At 54.8% G+C, this 18,687-nt stretch carries 21 protein-coding genes; 17 read left to right on the top strand and 4 right to left on the bottom strand.

Annotated elements, in window-relative coordinates; translation table 11 throughout:
• The first annotated feature begins 98 nt into the window (after positions 1-98).
• Complete coding sequence (gene trmN / locus PUZ33_RS16560; RefSeq protein WP_058680644.1) at positions 99-836, top strand: tRNA(1)(Val) (adenine(37)-N(6))-methyltransferase TrmN; 738 nt, start codon at positions 99-101, stop codon at positions 834-836.
• Here trmN and nadB read toward each other — a convergent pair.
• Positions 821-2,440, bottom strand: coding sequence for an L-aspartate oxidase (gene nadB, locus PUZ33_RS16555; protein WP_058680645.1), 1,620 nt, complete (start codon positions 2,438-2,440; stop codon positions 821-823). The genes trmN and nadB overlap by 16 nt on opposite strands.
• 350 nt (positions 2,441-2,790) lie before the next feature.
• Here nadB and rseD point away from each other — a divergent pair, with 350 nt between their 5' ends.
• The 12 genes from rseD to acpS all read left to right on the top strand — a co-directional run bounded on the left by rseD (position 2,791) and on the right by acpS (position 12,243).
• Positions 2,791-2,871, top strand: coding sequence for a rpoE leader peptide RseD (gene rseD, locus PUZ33_RS16550; RefSeq protein ID WP_225368419.1), 81 nt, complete (start codon positions 2,791-2,793; stop codon positions 2,869-2,871).
• Complete coding sequence (gene rpoE / locus PUZ33_RS16545) at positions 2,868-3,443, top strand: RNA polymerase sigma factor RpoE (RefSeq protein ID WP_006176728.1); 576 nt, start codon at positions 2,868-2,870, stop codon at positions 3,441-3,443. The genes rseD and rpoE overlap by 4 nt, the downstream gene beginning before the upstream one ends.
• Before the next feature lie 31 nt (positions 3,444-3,474).
• A complete protein-coding gene (gene rseA / locus PUZ33_RS16540; RefSeq protein ID WP_058680646.1) occupies positions 3,475-4,125 on the top strand; it encodes an anti-sigma-E factor RseA in 651 nt (216 codons plus the stop codon).
• Positions 4,125-5,078 (top strand): sigma-E factor regulatory protein RseB, encoded by a 954-nt coding sequence (rseB, locus tag PUZ33_RS16535; protein WP_013098322.1) that lies wholly within the window; start codon positions 4,125-4,127, stop codon positions 5,076-5,078. Before rseA ends, rseB begins: the two co-directional genes overlap by 1 nt.
• A complete protein-coding gene (gene rseC, locus PUZ33_RS16530) occupies positions 5,075-5,551 on the top strand; it encodes a SoxR-reducing system protein RseC (protein WP_038420411.1) in 477 nt (158 codons plus the stop codon). The genes rseB and rseC overlap by 4 nt, the downstream gene beginning before the upstream one ends.
• Before the next feature lie 185 nt (positions 5,552-5,736).
• A complete protein-coding gene (gene lepA / locus PUZ33_RS16525) occupies positions 5,737-7,536 on the top strand; it encodes a translation elongation factor 4 (protein ID WP_013098320.1) in 1,800 nt (599 codons plus the stop codon).
• A 15-nt stretch (positions 7,537-7,551) separates the two neighbouring features.
• A complete protein-coding gene (lepB, locus tag PUZ33_RS16520; protein WP_013098319.1) occupies positions 7,552-8,526 on the top strand; it encodes a signal peptidase I in 975 nt (324 codons plus the stop codon).
• Positions 8,527-8,748: 222 nt separating this feature from the next.
• Positions 8,749-9,429 carry a ribonuclease III gene (gene rnc, locus PUZ33_RS16515; RefSeq protein WP_003860711.1) on the top strand — a complete coding sequence of 227 codons (681 nt, stop codon included), beginning with the start codon at positions 8,749-8,751 and terminating at the stop codon, positions 9,427-9,429.
• Positions 9,426-10,331: a GTPase Era gene (gene era, locus PUZ33_RS16510; RefSeq protein WP_013098317.1), complete on the top strand. Its 906-nt coding sequence runs from the start codon at positions 9,426-9,428 to the stop codon at positions 10,329-10,331. Before rnc ends, era begins: the two co-directional genes overlap by 4 nt.
• Before the next feature lie 17 nt (positions 10,332-10,348).
• On the top strand, positions 10,349-11,056 hold the full coding sequence (gene recO, locus PUZ33_RS16505; protein ID WP_058680647.1) for a DNA repair protein RecO: 708 nt from the start codon (positions 10,349-10,351) through the stop codon (positions 11,054-11,056).
• 75 nt (positions 11,057-11,131) lie between these two features.
• Positions 11,132-11,863 carry a pyridoxine 5'-phosphate synthase gene (pdxJ, locus tag PUZ33_RS16500; protein WP_013098315.1) on the top strand — a complete coding sequence of 244 codons (732 nt, stop codon included), beginning with the start codon at positions 11,132-11,134 and terminating at the stop codon, positions 11,861-11,863.
• Positions 11,863-12,243 carry a holo-ACP synthase gene (acpS, locus tag PUZ33_RS16495; protein WP_013098314.1) on the top strand — a complete coding sequence of 127 codons (381 nt, stop codon included), beginning with the start codon at positions 11,863-11,865 and terminating at the stop codon, positions 12,241-12,243. The genes pdxJ and acpS overlap by 1 nt, the downstream gene beginning before the upstream one ends.
• Here acpS and PUZ33_RS16490 read toward each other — a convergent pair.
• Positions 12,240-12,500, bottom strand: a complete 261-nt coding sequence (locus tag PUZ33_RS16490; protein WP_008502177.1) for a YfhL family 4Fe-4S dicluster ferredoxin — start codon at positions 12,498-12,500, stop codon at positions 12,240-12,242. The two genes, acpS and PUZ33_RS16490, sit on opposite strands and share 4 nt — an antisense overlap.
• A 56-nt stretch (positions 12,501-12,556) precedes the next feature.
• On the bottom strand, positions 12,557-13,405 hold the full coding sequence (locus tag PUZ33_RS16485) for a MurR/RpiR family transcriptional regulator (protein ID WP_013098313.1): 849 nt from the start codon (positions 13,403-13,405) through the stop codon (positions 12,557-12,559).
• Between the two features lie 118 nt (positions 13,406-13,523).
• Here PUZ33_RS16485 and murQ point away from each other — a divergent pair, with 118 nt between their 5' ends.
• From murQ to tadA, 4 genes are read left to right on the top strand one after another with little or no spacing between them, the layout of a single operon-like run.
• Complete coding sequence (gene murQ / locus PUZ33_RS16480; RefSeq protein WP_029882223.1) at positions 13,524-14,417, top strand: N-acetylmuramic acid 6-phosphate etherase; 894 nt, start codon at positions 13,524-13,526, stop codon at positions 14,415-14,417.
• A gap of 13 nt (positions 14,418-14,430) precedes the next feature.
• Positions 14,431-15,792 (top strand): PTS transporter subunit EIIC, encoded by a 1,362-nt coding sequence (locus PUZ33_RS16475; protein ID WP_057071612.1) that lies wholly within the window; start codon positions 14,431-14,433, stop codon positions 15,790-15,792.
• A gap of 3 nt (positions 15,793-15,795) precedes the next feature.
• Complete coding sequence (yfhb, locus tag PUZ33_RS16470; RefSeq protein WP_058680648.1) at positions 15,796-16,431, top strand: phosphatidylglycerophosphatase C; 636 nt, start codon at positions 15,796-15,798, stop codon at positions 16,429-16,431.
• A 24-nt stretch (positions 16,432-16,455) separates the two neighbouring features.
• A complete protein-coding gene (tadA, locus tag PUZ33_RS16465; protein ID WP_038420406.1) occupies positions 16,456-16,995 on the top strand; it encodes a tRNA adenosine(34) deaminase TadA in 540 nt (179 codons plus the stop codon).
• Here the strand turns inward: tadA and mltF are convergent.
• Positions 16,883-18,433 carry a membrane-bound lytic murein transglycosylase MltF gene (gene mltF, locus PUZ33_RS16460; protein ID WP_013098308.1) on the bottom strand — a complete coding sequence of 517 codons (1,551 nt, stop codon included), beginning with the start codon at positions 18,431-18,433 and terminating at the stop codon, positions 16,883-16,885. The genes tadA and mltF overlap by 113 nt on opposite strands.
• Positions 18,434-18,687: the final 254 nt, after the last annotated feature.

Here is an 18,687-nt window from a genome sequence, read left to right as displayed (position 1 = left end):
TTACGGCTGTAATCTTCATCTGTTTGTATGGATATCGCTTTTCGGCCACTTCGCTTTCCCCTATGCTACTCCAGTTTCACTTAGAAGGTTGCTCTGACATGTCTCAACTCAAAGCGCAATTGCGCCGCGATGGTTTTACGTTTAAACAATTTTTTGTTGCTCACGATCGCTGTGCCATGAAAGTCGGTACAGACGGTATTCTACTGGGAGCGTGGGCGCCTGTCGCAGGGGGTAAGCGCATTCTGGATATTGGCACCGGCAGTGGTCTGCTGGCATTAATGCTGGCTCAGCGCACGGATGAACATGTCACCATTGATGCGGTTGAACTGGATGCACAGGCAGCAGGGCAGGCGAGTGAAAATGCGCTCGAATCCCCCTGGGCAACCCGAATTAAAGTTGAATGCGCGGACGTACTGGCCTGGGCACCAGAGCAAACGGCGCGTTACGATTTGATCGTCAGTAACCCTCCCTACTACGCGCCCGGCGTGGAGTGTGGTACGCCTGAGCGCGAACAGGCTCGCTATACCGGTTCGCTCGATCATAAAGCCCTGTTAACCAGCGCGGCGAATTTAATTTCCGAGGAAGGGTTCTTCTGCGTGGTTCTTCCCGAAAGCACCGGCAATACCTTTATTGAGATCGCACGGGAGATGGGCTGGAACTTACGGCTGCGTACCGATATCTCGGATACGGAAGGGCGGTTACCACACCGGGTCTTGCTGGCGCTTTCGCCAAAAGAGGGTGAATGTTTTAACGACAGGATGGTTATCCGTGGGCCAGACCAGCGTTACTCCGAAGATTACACTGCGCTGACCCAGGCATTTTATCTGTTTATGTGACGCTGCGGGGAGAGAATCGACGGGCCTGATTCAGGCAGCGTGTCGGGATAGTCCAGGGTGTAATGTAAACCCCGACTTTCTTTACGCATCATCGCGCAGCGAACAATCAACTCGGCAACCTGCACCAGGTTACGCAGCTCCAGCAGATTGTTGGAAACGCGGAAATTGGCATAATACTCATCAATTTCCTGCTGCAGCATGGTGATACGGCGTAAGGCTCGCTCAAGACGCTTCGTCGTGCGTACAATGCCAACGTAGTCCCACATAAATAGCCGAAGCTCATGCCAGTTATGCTGGATCACAACCAGCTCATCCGGGTTTTCCACGCGGCTCTCATCCCAGGCCGGTAAGTGCTCAGCGTGGCGGGCATACGGCATGCGTTTGGTTATATCCACCGCTGCGGACCAGCCGTAAACCAGGCACTCCAGCAACGAGTTGGATGCCATGCGGTTCGCGCCATGCAGCCCGGTATAGCTCACCTCGCCGATGGCATACAGACCATCCACGTCCGTACGGCCATGATCGTCAACCATGACGCCACCACAGGTATAGTGAGCGGCTGGCACAATCGGTACCGGGTCACGCGTCAGATCAATCCCAAGGCTGAGCAGCTTTTCATAAATCATCGGGAAATGCTGACGGACAAACTCAGCCGGTTTGTGGCTGATATCCAGATACATGCAATCCACGCCAAGACGTTTCATCTCGTGATCGATAGCGCGGGCGACGATATCACGCGGCGCAAGCTCGCCTCGCGGGTCAAAGTCCGGCATAAAACGTGAGCCGTCCGGTCGTTTCAGATACGCGCCTTCACCGCGCAGGGCTTCCGTCAGCAGGAAATTGCGCGCCTGCGGATGAAACAGCGCGGTCGGGTGAAACTGGTTGAACTCAAGATTGGCAACACGACACCCGGCGCGCCAGGCCATGGCGATACCATCACCAGAGGCAATGTCCGGGTTGGTGGTGTATTGATATACTTTGGAGGCGCCACCTGTTGCCAGCACCACGGCTTTCGCCTGACAGGTTTCGACCTTTTCTTTGTTACGATTCCAGACCCAGGCCCCCACCACCCGGCGCGTGCCCGGCAGGCCAATCTTGTCAGAAATAATCAGGTCAACGGCATTACTGCGCTCAAGCACCCGAATATTAGGATGGCTGAGCGCCTTGCTGACCAGGGTGGTTTCCACCGCTTTACCGGTGGCATCTGCAGCGTGCAGGATCCGGCGATGGCTGTGTCCGCCTTCGCGGGTAAGGTGGTAACTCTCTTCGCCGTTTGGCTGAACCTGAGTATCAAACAGTACACCCTGGTCAATAAGCCACTGGACGCAGTGACGCGCATTGCTGGCGACAAATTCCGCAGCATGTTCATCGACGATCCCGGCTCCGGCAATCAACGTATCTTCGACGTGTGACGCAATGCTGTCTGTTTCATCAAACACGGCGGCAATTCCGCCCTGGGCATAAAATGTGGAGCCTTCGCTCATCGGTCCTTTACTCAGAACAATTACGCTCTGATGCTCAGCCAGACGCAGCGCCAGCGAGAGTCCTGCCGCGCCGCTACCGATGATCAGTACATCACAATGTAGTTCAGGTGTTGTGTTCATGATTTTTTGTTTAATTTACTAAACAGTGTTTGGGCAGAATAGCACCTCAGTGCGAGATATCGCACGTTTTTTTTATTCTCAGTTGCAATGACTAAACGCGCATGCGCGGATTTCCGGCATGTAAAAGAAGGAAAATATTTTGCGAAGCAGGTCGTTAGCTTCAGATTTTGTGGTGAAATAAAGCCTGGGTTGCGTTACTCTTCTGACCGGATAAGAGATGTTTGAAGTCAGAAAGTGGGTATGTATCGTGAACAGACTTATAATGAGAGAAAATAAACAGTCTGTGACGCGATGAACAAAAACAAAGGCGTTACGGAACTTATTGAAGAATAGACACTCCAACTCGGTGCTTGCTCAAAAGTGCGGGATTTGTAGAGTGGCGTTTCGATAACGCGTGGAATTTTGGTTTGGGGAGACATTACCTCGGATGAGCGAGCAGTTAACGGACCAGGTCCTGGTTGAACGGGTCCAGAAGGGAGATCAGAAAGCCTTTAACCTACTGGTGGTGCGCTACCAGCATAAGGTGGCGAGTCTGGTTTCCCGCTATGTACCGTCAGGTGATGTGCCTGATGTTGTACAAGAGTCTTTTATTAAGGCCTATCGCGCGCTGGACTCGTTCCGGGGAGATAGTGCTTTTTATACCTGGCTGTACCGTATTGCGGTCAATACGGCAAAGAATTATCTGGTCGCTCAGGGCCGTCGTCCGCCTTCAAGTGATGTGGACGCAATCGACGCCGAAAACTTCGAAAGTGGCGGTGCGCTGAAAGAAATTTCGAACCCTGAGAACTTAATGTTGTCAGAAGAACTGAGACAAATTGTTTTTCGCACGATCGAGTCGCTTCCGGAAGATTTACGCATGGCAATTACGTTACGGGAGCTTGATGGTCTGAGCTATGAAGAGATAGCCGCTATCATGGATTGTCCGGTCGGCACGGTACGTTCACGAATTTTCCGTGCGCGAGAAGCTATTGATAATAAAGTTCAACCGCTTATCAGGCGTTGACGATAGCGGGATACTGGAAAAGGTATTAGGCATGCAGAAAGAAAAACTTTCCGCTTTAATGGATGGTGAAACGCTGGATAGTGAGCTGCTCAACGAGTTGTCTCATTCTCCCGAAATGCAAGAGACCTGGGAGAGTTACCATCTCATCCGTGACACCCTTCGTGGTGACACCAGCGAGGTTATCCATTTCGATATCTCAGCCCGCGTGATGGCGGCTATTGAGAATGAGCCTGTTCATCAGACCACTCCGCTGATTCCTGAAGCTCAACCTGCACCACACCAGTGGCAGAAAATGCCGTTCTGGCATAAGGTGCGTCCGTGGGCCAGTCAACTTACCCAAATGGGTGTGGCGGCATGCGTATCGCTTGCAGTTATCGTTGGCGTCCAGCACTATAATACTCAGTCTGAAACTAATCAGCAGCCAGAAGCGCCAGTGTTCAATACACTGCCGATGATGGGCAAAGCCAGCCCGGTAAGTTTGGGTGTACCGGCTGATGCCTCCGCCAGTGGCGGTCAGCAACAGCAGGTTCAGGAGCAGCGCCGTCGCATTAATGCGATGTTGCAGGATTATGAGTTGCAGCGTCGTCTGCACTCAGAACAGCTTCAGTTTGAGCAGGCACAAACCCAGCAGGCTGCTGTGCAGGTGCCAGGAAACCAAACTTTAGGAACGCAATCGCAGTAATGAAGCAACTTTGGTTCGCCATGTCTCTGATGGCGGGTAGCCTGTTCTTCTCTGCCAACGCCTCGGCTGATGTTTCATCCGGGGCGTTGTTGCAGCAAATGAATCTGGCCAGCCAGTCACTCAATTACGAGTTGGCATTTATCAGCATCAATAAGCAGGGCGTCGAGTCGTTACGCTATCGCCATGCCCGTCTTGATAATCAGCCGCTCGCGCAACTTTTACAGATGGATGGCCCGCGTCGGGAAGTGGTTCAGCGTGGTAACGAAATCAGCTATTTCGAGCCAGGCCTGGAGCCTTTTACCCTCAATGGCGACTATATCGTTGATTCTCTGCCATCGCTCATCTACACCGACTTCAAGCGCCTTGCCCCTTACTACGATTTTATTTCGGTAGGGCGTACGCGCATCGCTGACAGATTGTGTGAAGTGATCCGCGTTGTCGCCCGCGACGGGACGCGTTACAGCTACATTGTCTGGATTGATGCCGAAACCAAGCTCCCTATGCGTGTAGACCTGCTTGATCGCGATGGCGAAACGCTGGAACAGTTCCGCGTTATCTCCTTTAGCGTCAATAATCAGGTGGGTAATAGCATGCAGAATCTGGCGAAAGCCAGCCTGCCGCCGCTGCTTTCCGTTCCGGCGGGAGATTCCGTGAATTTCAACTGGGTTCCTTCCTGGATCCCGCAAGGCTTTACGGAAGTATCAAGCAGCCGCCGACAACTGCCTACCATTGAAACGCCGGTTGAATCGCGCCTTTACTCCGATGGCTTGTTCAGCTTCTCGGTGAACATCAATCGCGCGACGGCAAACAGTGCCGAACAAATGCTGCGTACCGGACGTCGAACAGTCAGTACCACGGTACGCGATAACGCGGAGATCACCATCGTCGGCGAATTACCCCCGCAAACGGCGAAGCGTATTTCTGACAGCATCAAATTCAGGGCTGCACAATGATTAAAGAGTGGGCTACGGTTGTATCATGGCAGGACGGTGTTGCGCTGGTAAGCTGTGATGTTAAGGCCTCCTGTAACAGTTGTGCATCCCGGGCGGGTTGCGGCAGCCGCGTGCTAAATAAGCTCGGGCCGCAAACCTCGCACACGCTTTCCGTGCCAAGTGAGCAACCGCTGGTGGCAGGACAGAAAGTGGAACTGGGTATTGCCGAAGGCAGCCTGTTGGGTTCCGCAATGCTGGTTTATCTCTCCCCGCTGGTGGGGCTCTTTGTGATGGGCGGAGTGTTTCAGATGCTGTTTGGTACCGATGCGGCGGCTATGTGCGGCGCTGCATTGGGAGGTGTGGGTGGTTTCTGGCTTGCCAAAGGTTTCTCCCCAAGGCTCGCAGCCCGCGAAGCGTGGCAGCCTGTTATTCTCAGCGTAGGGCTGGCACCAGACCAACTTCGTGTTGAGACGCTCTCCTCTGAGGCCCGGTGATCCATCGGGCTTTATCATCATTTACATCTTAAAAAAGAAAACGCCATTTCTTCACGCTATACCTGGCGCTAAGTGCATTTCCAGGTAACGGAGATGTAGTGTAGAATGCTGCGTTTTCGCACTGAAAAACGTCAGGCTAAGAACAGCGGCCTCCAGGAATTCGTAAGGCATAATTATTTAACTATATGAAGAACATACGTAACTTTTCGATCATTGCTCACATTGACCACGGTAAGTCGACGCTGTCTGACCGTATTATCCAGATTTGCGGTGGCCTGTCTGATCGTGAAATGGAAGCCCAGGTTCTGGACTCCATGGACCTGGAACGCGAACGTGGAATCACCATTAAAGCGCAGAGCGTTACGCTCGATTACAAGGCGGCTGATGGTGAAACCTACCAACTGAACTTTATCGATACCCCAGGCCACGTTGACTTCTCCTATGAAGTTTCTCGCTCGCTGGCAGCCTGTGAAGGCGCGCTGCTGGTGGTGGATGCGGGGCAGGGCGTAGAAGCCCAGACCCTGGCAAACTGCTACACGGCAATGGAAATGGATCTCGAGGTGGTGCCGGTTCTGAACAAAATCGACCTGCCAGCCGCTGACCCTGAGCGCGTGGCGGAAGAGATTGAAGATATCGTCGGAATTGACGCGACCGATGCCGTGCGTTGCTCGGCCAAAACCGGCGTGGGCGTTACCGATGTGCTGGAACGTCTGGTGCGTGATATTCCGCCACCAGAAGGTGACCCGGATGCCCCACTGCAGGCGCTGATTATCGACTCATGGTTCGATAACTATCTAGGCGTTGTCTCGCTGGTGCGTATTAAAAACGGCACCATGCGTAAAGGCGACAAAATTAAGGTGATGAGTACCGGCCAGGTCTATAACGCAGACCGTCTCGGGATCTTCACACCAAAACAGGTTGACCGTACCGAGCTGAAATGCGGCGAGGTGGGTTGGCTGGTCTGTGCCATTAAAGACATTCTCGGTGCGCCAGTGGGCGATACCCTGACCGGCGCGCGTAACCCGGCAGAAAAAGCGCTGCCAGGCTTTAAAAAGGTGAAACCACAGGTTTATGCCGGCCTGTTCCCGGTCAGCTCTGACGACTACGAGAACTTCCGTGATGCGCTCGGCAAGCTGAGCCTGAACGATGCCTCGCTGTTCTACGAGCCAGAAAGCTCCACGGCGCTCGGCTTCGGCTTCCGCTGCGGCTTCCTTGGTCTGCTGCACATGGAGATCATTCAGGAACGTCTGGAGCGTGAATACGATCTGGATCTGATCACCACCGCGCCGACCGTAGTGTACGAAGTGCAGACCACCAACAAAGAGATCGTCTACGTCGACAGCCCGTCCAAGCTGCCGCCGCTGAACAACATCGATGAGTTGCGTGAGCCTATCGCAGAGTGTCATATGCTGCTGCCGCAGGAATATCTGGGTAACGTTATCACGCTGTGCGTGGAGAAGCGTGGCGTTCAGACCAACATGGTTTACCACGGTAACCAGGTTGCGCTCACCTATGAAATCCCAATGGCGGAAGTGGTTCTCGACTTCTTCGACCGTCTGAAGTCTACGTCTCGTGGCTATGCGTCACTGGATTACAACTTCAAACGCTTCCAGGCTTCGAACATGGTACGTGTGGATGTGCTGATCAACGGCGAACGTGTTGATGCGCTGGCCCTGATCACCCACAACGACAATGCCCCGTACCGTGGCCGTGAGCTGGTTGAGAAGATGAAAGATCTGATCCCGCGTCAGCAGTTTGATATCGCGATTCAGGCGGCCATCGGCAACCACATTATCGCCCGCTCTACCGTGAAACAGCTGCGTAAAAACGTTCTGGCGAAATGCTATGGCGGTGACGTCAGCCGTAAGAAAAAGCTGCTCCAGAAGCAGAAAGAAGGTAAGAAGCGTATGAAGCAGGTCGGTAACGTCGAACTGCCGCAGGAAGCATTCCTTGCCATTCTGCATGTTGGTAAAGACGGCAAATAACCCTAAGGAGTTGGCATGGCGAACATGTTTGCCCTGATCCTGGTCATCGCTACCCTGGTGACAGGTCTGTTGTGGTGTCTGGATAAGTTTATTTTCGCCCCAAAACGCCGTGAACGTCAGGCTGCCGCGCAGGCAGCCACAGGTGATGGGCTTGATGCGAAAACCCTGAAGAAAGTTGGCCCGAAACCGGGCTGGCTGGAGACCGGGGCATCGGTATTCCCGGTGCTGGCGATTGTGCTGGTGGTGCGTTCGTTTATTTACGAGCCGTTCCAGATCCCGTCAGGCTCCATGATGCCAACGCTGCTGATTGGTGATTTTATTCTGGTCGAGAAGTTTGCCTATGGCATTAAAGATCCGATCTACCAGAAAACGCTGATCGAAACGGGCCATCCGAAACGTGGCGACATTGTGGTGTTTAAATACCCGGACGATCCACGCCTTGACTACATCAAGCGCGCGGTGGGTCTGCCGGGTGATAAAGTCACCTACGATCCGGTTGCCAAAGAAGTGACCGTTCAGCCTGGCTGCAGCTCCGGTACCGCGTGTGAAAACGCGCTGCCAATCACCTACTCAAACGTAGAGCCAAGTGATTTTGTGCAGACCTTTGCCCGTCGTAACGGCGGCGAAGCGACCAACGGTTTCTTCCAGGTGCCGAAAGATGAAACCAAAGAGAACGGTATTCGTCTGGTTGAACGTAAAGAGACGCTGGGTGATGTGACGCACCGGATCCTGACCGTGCCAATTGCGCAGGATCAGGTCGGGATGTATTACAAACAGCCAGGTCAGCAGCTGGCCACCTGGATCGTACCACCGGGACAGTACTTCATGATGGGTGATAACCGCGATAACTCCGCGGACAGCCGTTACTGGGGCTTTGTGCCGGAAGCGAATCTGGTGGGTAAAGCAACCGCAATCTGGATGAGTTTTGAGAAACAGGAAGGCGAATGGCCGACCGGGGTACGCCTGAATCGTATTGGCGGGATCCATTAATTCTCAATAATTGAACACGTAGTCGCTTTAATTAGCGGCTACGTGAATTATTTCAGCGATAAATCTCTTCGAACTAACGACATCCCCTGTCGTTGTGTATAGAATATTCCCCCGAAGTTTAAGGTTGGCCCTGCAAGGGTGCCACGGCACACGAAACCGCGTTGGTTTTCTCAGGTCGGTTTCGTGTGCTGCATTTTTGACGCATTCATTTATTGGTATCGCATGAACCCCATCGTAATTAATCGGCTTCAACGGAAGCTGGGCTACACTTTTCATCATCAGGAGCTGTTGCAACAGGCATTAACCCATCGCAGTGCCAGCAGCAAACACAATGAGCGCCTCGAATTTTTAGGTGACTCTATTTTGAGTTTCGTGATTGCTAATGCGCTTTATCATCGTTTCCCGCGTGTGGATGAAGGTGATATGAGCCGCATGCGCGCCACGCTGGTACGGGGTAACACCCTTGCGGAAATCGCACGCGAATTTGAACTGGGCGAATGTCTGCGTCTTGGACCGGGTGAACTGAAAAGCGGCGGCTTCCGTCGTGAATCTATTCTTGCCGATACGGTTGAAGCATTAATCGGTGGCGTGTTCCTGGACAGCGATATCCAGACCGTAGAAAAACTGATCCTGAACTGGTATCAGACCCGTCTGGATGAAATCAGTCCGGGCGATAAACAAAAAGATCCGAAAACGCGTTTGCAGGAATATTTGCAGGGTCGTCACCTCCCGCTGCCATCTTATCTGGTGGTGCAGGTGCGTGGTGAAGCGCACGATCAGGAATTTACCATCCATTGCCAGGTCAGTGGCCTGAGTGAACCGGTGGTGGGCACAGGTTCAAGCCGTCGTAAGGCTGAACAGGCTGCCGCCGAACAGGCGTTAAAAATGCTGGAGCTGGAATGAGCGAAGAAAAAACCTATTGCGGATTTATTGCCATCGTCGGACGTCCGAACGTGGGTAAATCCACCCTGCTGAATAATCTGCTTGGGCAGAAGATTTCGATCACCTCGCGTAAGGCACAGACCACGCGTCACCGCATTGTCGGTATCCATACTGAAGGCGCGTATCAGGCGATCTACGTCGATACCCCTGGCCTGCACATGGAAGAGAAGCGTGCCATTAACCGCCTGATGAACAAAGCGGCGAGCAGCTCGATTGGTGACGTGGAGCTGGTTATTTTCGTTGTGGAAGGCACCCGCTGGACGCCGGACGACGAAATGGTCCTGAACAAGCTGCGCGACGGTAAAACGCCGGTGATCCTCGCGGTCAACAAAGTGGATAACGTACAGGAAAAAGCCGATCTGCTGCCGCACCTGCAGTGGCTGGGTAGCCAGATGAACTTCCTCGACATCGTTCCGCTGTCTGCAGAGACCGGTCTGAACGTGGATACCATCGCCGGTATCGTGCGTAAGCATCTGCCGGAAGCGACTCACCACTTCCCGGAAGATTACATCACCGATCGTTCTCAGCGCTTTATGGCTTCTGAAATCATCCGCGAAAAGCTGATGCGTTTCCTTGGCGCAGAACTGCCGTACTCCGTGACGGTCGAGATCGAGCGTTTCCAGAGTAACGAGCGTGGCGGTTACGACATCAATGGTCTGATCCTCGTTGAGCGTGAAGGGCAGAAGAAGATGGTCATTGGCAACAAAGGCGCCAAGATCAAAACCATCGGTATCGAAGCCCGTAAAGACATGCAGGAGATGTTTGAAGCACCGGTTCACCTGGAGCTGTGGGTGAAAGTGAAATCTGGCTGGGCCGATGATGAGCGTGCTCTGCGCAGCCTCGGTTACGGCGAAGATCAGTAAACCAAGACGACGCGCAAATGGAAGGCTGGCAGCGCGCTTTTGTTCTGCATAGTCGTCCCTGGAGCGAAACCAGCCTGATGCTGGACGTCTTCACGGAAGAGTCGGGTCGCGTGCGCCTTGTTGCAAAAGGCGCACGTTCCAAACGTTCCAACCTCAAAGGCGCCTTACAGCCCTTTACGCCGCTGCTGGTCCGCTTTGGCGGGCGAGGAGAAGTCAAAACCCTGCGCAGCGCTGAAGCCGTCTCTCTGGCGCTTCCCCTTTCTGGCATCACGCTTTACAGCGGTCTGTACGTCAATGAACTCATTTCACGCGTTCTTGAACATGAGACTCGCTTCTCTGAACTTTTCTTCGATTATCTGCACTGTATCCAGGCACTTGCTGGCACAACCGGTTCGCCTGAACCCGCCCTGCGCCGTTTCGAGCTGGCGCTGCTGGGTCACCTGGGATATGGCGTCGATTTTCTGCATTGTGCGGGGAGTGGAGACGAGGTCGAAGACGGGATGACCTACCGGTATCGGGAAGAAAAAGGGTTTATCGCCAGCGTCGTGATTGATAACAACACCTTTACCGGACGCCAGCTCCGGGCGCTGTATGAGCGCGAATTTCCGGACCAGGATACCCTTCGTGCTGCAAAACGCTTTACCCGGATTGCGCTCAAGCCGTATCTTGGGGGCAAACCCCTGAAGAGCCGCGAATTGTTCAGGCAGTTTATGCCGAAACGTTAACGTTTTATCCCTCACCCCAGCCCTCTTCCGGAGGGAGAGAGGGAAGGAAAATGAATCAAAATACCGAGGATTGTCATGGCTGAATTACTGTTAGGCGTCAACATCGATCACATCGCCACGCTGCGTAATGCTCGCGGTACGGCTTATCCCGATCCGGTTCAGGCGGCGTTTATCGCTGAGCAGGCTGGCGCCGATGGCATTACCGTTCATCTGCGCGAAGACCGCCGCCACATCACTGACCGTGACGTGCGTATTCTGCGACAGACGCTGGATACCCGGATGAACCTGGAGATGGCGGTCACGGAAGAGATGCTGACGATTGCCTGTGACACCAAACCGCATTTCTGCTGCCTGGTACCGGAAAAGCGTCAGGAAGTGACCACCGAAGGCGGTCTGGACGTGGCGGGGCAGCGTGACAAAATGCGCGATGCCTGCAAACGCCTGGCGGACGCGGGTATCCTGGTTTCTCTGTTCATTGACGCTGATGCGGAGCAGATCAAAGCGGCGGCTGACGTGGGCGCGCCGTATATTGAAATTCACACCGGCTGCTACGCCGATGCCAAAAACGATGCCGAGCAGGCTAAAGAGCTGGAGCGTATCGCGAAAGCGGCTACTTACGCCGCGAGCCTGGGTCTGAAGGTTAACGCAGGGCATGGGCTGACCTACCACAACGTTAAAGCTATCGCCGCCCTGCCGGAAATGCATGAGCTGAACATCGGCCACGCCATTATTGGCCGTGCGGTGATGAGTGGCCTGAAAGAGGCGGTTTCAGAAATGAAACGCCTGATGCTGGAAGCGCGTCAGTAATGGCTATTCTGGGCTTAGGTACCGACATCGTCGAGATAGCCCGCATTGAAGCGGTGATCGCCCGTAGTGGCGATCGCCTGGCAAGGCGCGTGCTGAGCGATAACGAATGGGCCATCTGGGAAGCGCATCAGCAGCCGGTACGTTTCCTGGCCAAGCGCTTTGCCGTTAAAGAGGCAGCGGCCAAAGCCTTTGGCACCGGTATTCGTAACGGTCTGGCGTTTAACCAGTTTGAAGTGTTTAACGATGAGCTGGGTAAGCCACGCCTGCGTTTATGGGGCGAGGCCTTGAAGCTGGCAGAGAAACTCGGCGTGGCGCACATGCACGTGACAATCGCGGATGAACGGCACTATGCCAGCGCAACGGTGATTATCGAGAGTTAAAGTTTGTCCGCGTGATGCATCAGGACAAACTTATCCCACAGCTGCTCTTCGCTTTCGACGTGTGCCGGATCCTTCAGGATGGTATTGGGGATCGGGCACACTTTCTGGCAGGTCGGCGTTTCATAGTGGCCAATGCACTCGGTGCAACGGTCGCTGTTAATCTCATAAATGCTGTCGCCCATCGAAATGGCCTGGTTAGGGCATTCCGGTTCGCACATATCGCAGTTGATGCATTTTTTGGTGATTAACAGCGCCATCAGGAAATTCTCAGAAACAACACAAACAGGGCGGGCATTATACGCTCATTCGTTGTTCAAACCAGTTTTTTTACCAGCTCTTCGCTGTGACGAATTCGCTCAGGCGCATGCTCCAGATCCTGCTGCACCAGCGCCATAAACAGCAGATCCGTCAGCATCATTTGTGCGCTGGTGGACGAGATAGCCGCGCTGCGCGTGGCCTGCTCCTCGGCAATGGTATACAAGCAGCGCGTTGCCCGCTGCTGCAGTGCATTGGGCGTAAAACCGGTAATAGCCAGAATTTTACCACCCACACGCAGGGCCTCGTCGGTGGCCATGTTGATTTCACGGCGTTCCCCGGTATAGGAGATCGCCAGCAGCAGATCGTCAGGATCCATGGCCTGCACTGTCGCCAGCAGGGCATGCATATCCTGTTCGACGATGGCGTTATACCCGATTTTCGTCAGCTTCCAGCCAAAATTACGCGCCACCAGCCCGGACGCGCCGATGCCGGTCAAAATGATCCGTCGTGCCGCACGCAGCATTGCCACGCTTTCCAGTAATTTTTCTTCAGTGTTGACATCAAGAGTGGCGTGCATGGCCGCGACGTTCTCTTTGATCAACTTCTCGCCCACCAGACGCATGGGATCATCGCCACGGATCTGATTATGCACCGGCATGGATTGCGGATTGGGGTTACTCACCAGGGCTTCGCTAATTGCCAGTTTCAGGGCCGGGAAGCCCTTAAAGCCAATCTTCTGGGCAAACTTCACCACGCTGGACTGGCTCACACCCGCTTCGCTTGCCAGCTGCTGTGAGCTGAGATGGCGGGCATGGTCGGGCTGAGAAAGCAAAAAATCCGCCAGTTTTTTGTCGCTTTGAGCAAAGCCTGCATAACGCTGGCGAATGCGAATTAAACAGTTCATACGTTCTCCTGGCGAAAATGTGATTGTCTGCGCAAATACGAATTTTGCTCGCCTGAATGAATTTTATATTCCATTATAGTGCGATTATTATGAATTAAAAATTCCAGAGGTAAAAAAGATGAATCTTGGCTCACTTGTATCAGAAACGCGTAACCCGCAAACCATGGATCTGGATGCTCTCTCCACCCTGGAGCTGGTTAACCGTTTTAATCAACAGGATACGCTGGTCGCACTGGCAGTGAAAGAGACATTACCAGAGGTGGCGAAGGCCGTCGATGCTGCGGCACAGGCGCTCAAGGCGGGGGGCCGCATTATTTATATGGGCGCCGGAACCAGCGGACGACTCGGCGTGCTGGATGCCTCTGAATGTCCGCCAACGTTCGGCGTTCCGCACGGGCTGGTGGTCGGTCTCATTGCCGGTGGGCCTGGCGCGCTGCTGAAGGCGGTAGAAGGGGCGGAAGACAACAAACAGCTCGGTGAAGATGACCTGAAAGGGCTTAACCTCAACGCAAACGACCTGGTGGTCGGACTGGCCGCTTCCGGGCGCACACCTTACGTCATTGGTGGCCTGGAATATGCCAATCAGACGGGCTGCACTACCGTGGCTATCTCCTGTAATCCAGGCTCGCCCATTGCGCAGGTGGCCCACATCGCTATTTCGCCGGTTGTCGGGCCCGAAGCGCTCACCGGCTCCACGCGCCTTAAATCCGGGACCGCGCAAAAACTGGTGCTCAATATGATCTCCACCGGCGCGATGGTGAAGTTCGGCAAGGTGTACCAGAACCTGATGGTGGATATGCAGGCCACCAACGTCAAGCTGGTGGACCGGGCCTGTCGCATGGTAATGGAAGCGACCGGTGCGAGCCGCGAAGAGGCGGAAGCCGTACTCCAACAAACCGATCACGATGTGAAACCGGCCATTCTGATGATCCTGAGCGGGCTGGATGCCGCCGCCGCGCGAGCCAGGCTTGCCGAGCATAATGGATTCTTACGGGCGGCATTAGAAAACTAACACAGAGGCGTGTATGGAAAAAACAGCAGCGCTCGCCAGCCATATTTTGCAGGGGATCGGCGGAGAGAAGAACATTCAGCGTCTGGAAAACTGCATGACGCGTGTGCGCGTCGAGGTGCATGACGACGACCAGCTTGATATCGCGCACCTTAAGCAGCTTCCTGGCGTCAGCGGATACGTAAAGCAGGGGCAGCAGCATCAACTGATCGTCGGGCCGGGAAAAGCGGCGCAGGTCGTTGATGCCATGCGCGCATTGATGGGCGGAGGGGCGGCCGCGCCGGTTGACGATGCCGAGCGCACCAAAGCGCAGGCGAAGGCCAAATACAAAGCCCCCATGAGCGATGCGCTGCGACAGCTGGCAAACGTCTTTATTCCACTTATTCCGGCGTTTATTGCCTCCGGGTTGATCACCGGGATCATCAATATCCTCAAGCGGCCGGATATTGTCGGCGATTTTGCCACGCACTATCCGAACCTGCTCGGCATTCTGGGGATCTTTGGTAGCGCTGTCTTCGCCATCATGAACATTCTGGTTGGGGTTAACACCGCCAAAGTGTTTGGCGGCTCAATGGCGATGGGCGGGGTGATGGCCGGTATTCTCTCCAGCCCGCAGCTTGCGCAGATAACCCTGTTTGGCGAGGCTCTCCAGCCCGGGCGCGGCGGGGTGATTGCGGTGCTGCTGGTGGTCATCCTGATGTGCTGGATTGAGAAAAAGCTGCGCGCCGTTCTGCCCGGTTCCATTGAGCTGATCCTCAATCCGCTGCTGACCACGCTTATCACCGGCTGTGTGGCGATTGTGGCCCTGCAGCCGCTGGGCGGCTGGATCTCTGAGGTGATTGCCCACGGCGCTTCTCTGGCTATCGATCGCGGCGGGTTATTAGTGGGCGCTGTGCTGTCAGGGACTTTCCTGCCGCTGGTGCTGACCGGGCTGCATCAGGGGCTGGTGCCGATCCACGTGGAGCTGGTGCAGGCTCATGGTTATAACGCGCTGCTGCCCATTCTGTCGATGGCGGGGGTAGGTCAGGTTGGTGCGGCGATTGCCGTGCTGATGAAAACCCGTAACGCGCGCCTGAAAAAAGTGATTAAAGGGGCGCTACCGGTCGGATTGCTGGGCATTGGCGAGCCGCTGATTTTCGGTGTCACGCTGCCGCTCGGTAAGCCTTTCCTCGCGGCCTGTCTGGGCGGGGCGGTGGGCGGGGCGCTTATCAGCTACTGGAAAGTTGCCACCGTTATCACCTTTGGACTCTCCGGTTTACCGCTGGCGCTCACCATCGTGACCGGAAAAGTCATGCTCTATCTGTTAGGCTATCTGGTAGCGGTGATCGCCGGGTTCCTGTTTACCTGGCTGGCAGGATTCAACGACCCAGAGGAGTAAGGTTTGGCTAATCACGAGCGTCGTGTTGTCTTTTTCGACCTGGATGGAACGCTACATCAGCAGGATATGTTCGGTACGTTTATGCGCTACCTGCTGCGGCGTCAGCCCCTGAACGCACTGCTCGTCTTACCTTTGTTACCCGTGATTGGCCTTGCGCTGCTGGTGAAAGGCCGGGCAGCGCGCTGGCCAATGAGCCTGCTGCTCTGGGGCTGTACCTTTGGCCACAGTGAAGCCCGGCTCAAACAGCTTGAGCAAGACTTTGCGCACTGGTTTCGCGATCATGTGACGGCGTTTCCGGTTGTGCAGGCACGGCTGACCAGCTACCTCGATGCGAACGACGCCGATATCTGGTTGATTACCGGCTCGCCGCAGTCGCTGGTAGAGCAGGTCTATTTTGATACGCCGTGGTTGCCGAGAGTGAACCTGATCGCCACGCAGATCTCTCGTGGTTACGGCGGGTGGGTATTGAGGATGCGCTGTCTGGGGCATGAAAAGGTGGCCCAGCTGGAGATGCGCATTGGCACGCCGCTGCGCCTGTACAGCGGTTACAGTGACAGTAAGCAGGACAACCCGCTGCTCTATTTTTGCCAGCACCGCTGGCGCGTCACGCCTGCGGGTGAACTTCAGCAACTCGAATAGTTTTATCCATAGCGGGTGTGTATAATGCCGCCCGCTTTTCGACTGGAGTATCAACCGTTGTCCAACCCTGAATTCTCACACGAATACTGGATGCGCCATGCGCTCACCCTTGCCCGGCGCGCCTGGGACGAGGGAGAAGTGCCCGTGGGGGCGGTGCTTGTCCATAACAACCAGGTGATTGGAGAGGGGTGGAACCGCCCGATTGGTCGCCACGATCCTACCGCTCACGCAGAAATCATGGCGCTTCGTCAGGGTGGGCTGGTACTGCAAAACTACCGTCTGCTCGACACCACGCTGTACGTCACGCTTGAGCCATGCGTCATGTGTTCCGGCGCGATGGTGCACAGCCGTATCGGTACGCTGGTCTTTGGCGCGCGGGATGAAAAAACCGGTGCTGCGGGCTCGCTGATGGACGTGCTTGGACACCCGGGAATGAACCATCAGGTGAAGACTATCGGTGGGGTGCTTGCACCAGAGTGTTCGGGGCTATTAAGTGATTTCTTTCGAATGCGCCGTCAGCAGAAAAAGCAACAAAAGGCAGAATTGAAGTCGTCGGGCGATTAATTTCGTCCGGTGCCACAACCGGATAGCTTTGCGCCAGCTGTTTCGCCTCTGTCGCCTCTTTTTCCTTCTCCAGCAGATACCCCACCAGGCTAATCTGATATTTACGAATATTTTCCACGTAGGCATAAGCCTCATGCCCGCGCGCATAGCCGTAGGTGAGCTTGTTGTACCACGGCTTCTGGCTCAGGAGCGGCAGACGCTGTTTTACGTCAGACCAGCTGTCGGGGTTGCCTTTTGTTTTTGCCGTCAGGGCCCGGGCGTCGAGCATGTGGGCATAGCCCATGTTGTAGGCGGCCAGCGCGAACCAGATACGCTCCTCTTCCGGCACTGTCTCGGGCACTTTGGCCATCATATCCTGCAGGTAGCGCGCACCGCCGCTGATGCTCTGTTCCGCATCGGTACGATCGGTCAGCCCGAGGCTCTGCGCGGTATTTTTAGTCAGCATCATCAGGCCGCGCACGCCGGTGGGGGAAGTGGCCTGGGTGTCCCAGTGGGACTCCTGATACGAGATAGCCGCCAGCAGTTTCCAGTCAATCTCCTGCGCATATTTTTCGAACAGAGGCTGCAGGTCAGGCAGGACGCTGTCTACCGCGCGCAGGAAGCTGCGGGTGTCAACGTAGTCAAAGTCATCACCATGGCCGAGGTACTTCTCTTCCAGGCGTGCCAGGGTACCGTCTTCATTAATGGTGTTATAAAAATCGAGCATGGCCGCAGAGAGGGTCTGATCGTCATCAAGATGAGTAAACCAGGTCACGGGCTGTTCGTCCGTCACGTCCAGCGCCACGGCGATTTCAGGATGCACGCGCTGGAACAGGCTGATCGCCACGGAGTCGGCGATGGTGTAAGGCAGTTTCTGATCTTTGACCTGGTCCAGCAGCTCCGTTGTGCCGAGTTTAGGGTCGACGGTCCAGCTCAGGTCAGGGTATTTCTTCTCCTTCAGCTCACGCAGATCGTCAATCACCACATGGCCAGGGGCAATCGTCAGCTGTTGAGCGTTGATCGAGGCCAGCGTACGCGGGCGCAGGCTACCGACGCGATAGACCAGCTGCTGTGAAACGGAGTAATAGGTCGGGCCCGGCTGGTAATTCTTGCTGCGCTCGCTGTTGTACACCAGCCCGGCGGCGAGGATATCGGCATCGTTGTTATCCAGGTCATCAAACAGCTGGCTGATGTTCTGGCGCACGGTGATTTTGAGCTTCACGCCAAGGTAATCGGCAAACTGCTGAGCCAGCTCATAATCCAGACCGATGGTTTTGCCGTTGATGTCGCTGTAAATCAGCGGAGAGTTAAGCGTACTGACACGCAGCTCCCCCCGCTCCTGAATGGCGGCGATACGGTTTTCGGCTTTGCCGAACCAGGGGATGGAAGGCCAGAGGGCCACTGCCAACAGCAACGTTACAATGCCGATGAGCAGATAATTAATCTTTAATTTTTTCAATTAGTTAATTCTCTGCGACGCCGGTTGCCTTAGTATGCTGTAGCCATGTTAAAAATAAGGTTTGCCATTGATTGAGCGGCATTTTGCGTAAAGTTACGCCACTTGGCAACAAATTAGAGAGAGAGGTCACATCTATTGTTAAACGATGCCGTCGATTTTATTTCGACGCAAACGGTTTCGTCGACGCTCAGGATTCTCTATAATGACGCCCGTTTTCCCCCCTTGCGCACACTGTAAGCGCCCCGGCGCTTCGA

The sequence above is a fragment of the Enterobacter cloacae complex sp. 2022EL-00981 genome, assembly GCF_028737495.1.
In the GTDB taxonomy this organism is placed as follows: domain Bacteria; phylum Pseudomonadota; class Gammaproteobacteria; order Enterobacterales; family Enterobacteriaceae; genus Enterobacter; species Enterobacter cloacae.
This window is presented reverse-complemented; position numbering and strand designations above follow the sequence as displayed.